Consider the following 1,018-nt stretch of genomic DNA (forward strand, 5'->3'; position numbering starts at 1 on the left):
AACCGGATGAGGCCAAACCGTATGCGTGTGAGACCCGGCAGGGGTTGCGCATGCGGGGTTGTGGGATCTCTCTTTCACAGTCTGCCGGCTGTGAGACGAGTCAGAAACCGTTGATGTAGACGAAGGACATGCGAAAGGTCCGGCGTAGAGGGTAAGACCCCCGTAGTCGAAACGTCAGCGGCTCGTTTGAGAGACACCCAAGTAGCACGGGGCCCGAGAAATCCCGTGTGAATCTGGCGGGACCACCCGCTAAGCCTAAATATTCCCTGGTGACCGATAGCGGATAGTACCGTGAGGGAATGGTGAAAAGTACCCCGGGAGGGGAGTGAAATAGTACCTGAAACCGTGTGCCTACAAGCCGTGGGAGCGTCGGAGCAAGGCTTGCCTTGTTCTCGTGACTGCGTGCCTTTTGAAGAATGAGCCTGCGAGTTTGCGGTGTGTTGCGAGGTTAACCCGGGTGGGGAAGCCGTAGCGAAAGCGAGTCCGAACAGGGCGTTTCAGTAGCACGCTCAAGACCCGAAGCGGAGTGATCTAGCCATGGGCAGGTTGAAGCGGAGGTAAGACTTCGTGGAGGACCGAACCCACCAGGGTTGAAAACCTGGGGGATGACCTGTGGTTAGGGGTGAAAGGCCAATCAAACTCCGTGATAGCTGGTTCTCCCCGAAATGCATTTAGGTGCAGCGTCGTGTGTTTCTTGCCGGAGGTAGAGCACTGGATAGGCGATGGGCCCTACCGGGTTACTGACCTTAGCCAAACTCCGAATGCCGGTAAGTGAGAGCGCGGCAGTGAGACTGTGGGGGATAAGCTCCATGGTCGAGAGGGAAACAGCCCAGAGCATCGACTAAGGCCCCTAAGCGTACGCTAAGTGGGAAAGGATGTGGAGTCGCAGAGACAACCAGGAGGTTGGCTTAGAAGCAGCCACCCTTGAAAGAGTGCGTAATAGCTCACTGGTCTAGTGATTCCGCGCCGACAATGTAGCGGGGCTCAAGCGTACCGCCGAAGTCGTGTCATTGCAGCA

General features: G+C 56.8%; 1 rRNA gene. It reads left to right on the forward strand.

Features of this window, described 5'->3' with window-relative positions:
• Positions 1-1,018: ribosomal RNA gene (locus ACZ67Q_RS39415) — 23S ribosomal RNA — on the forward strand; the annotation flags it as partial.

Source organism: Streptomyces sp. NPDC036813, assembly GCF_055609245.1.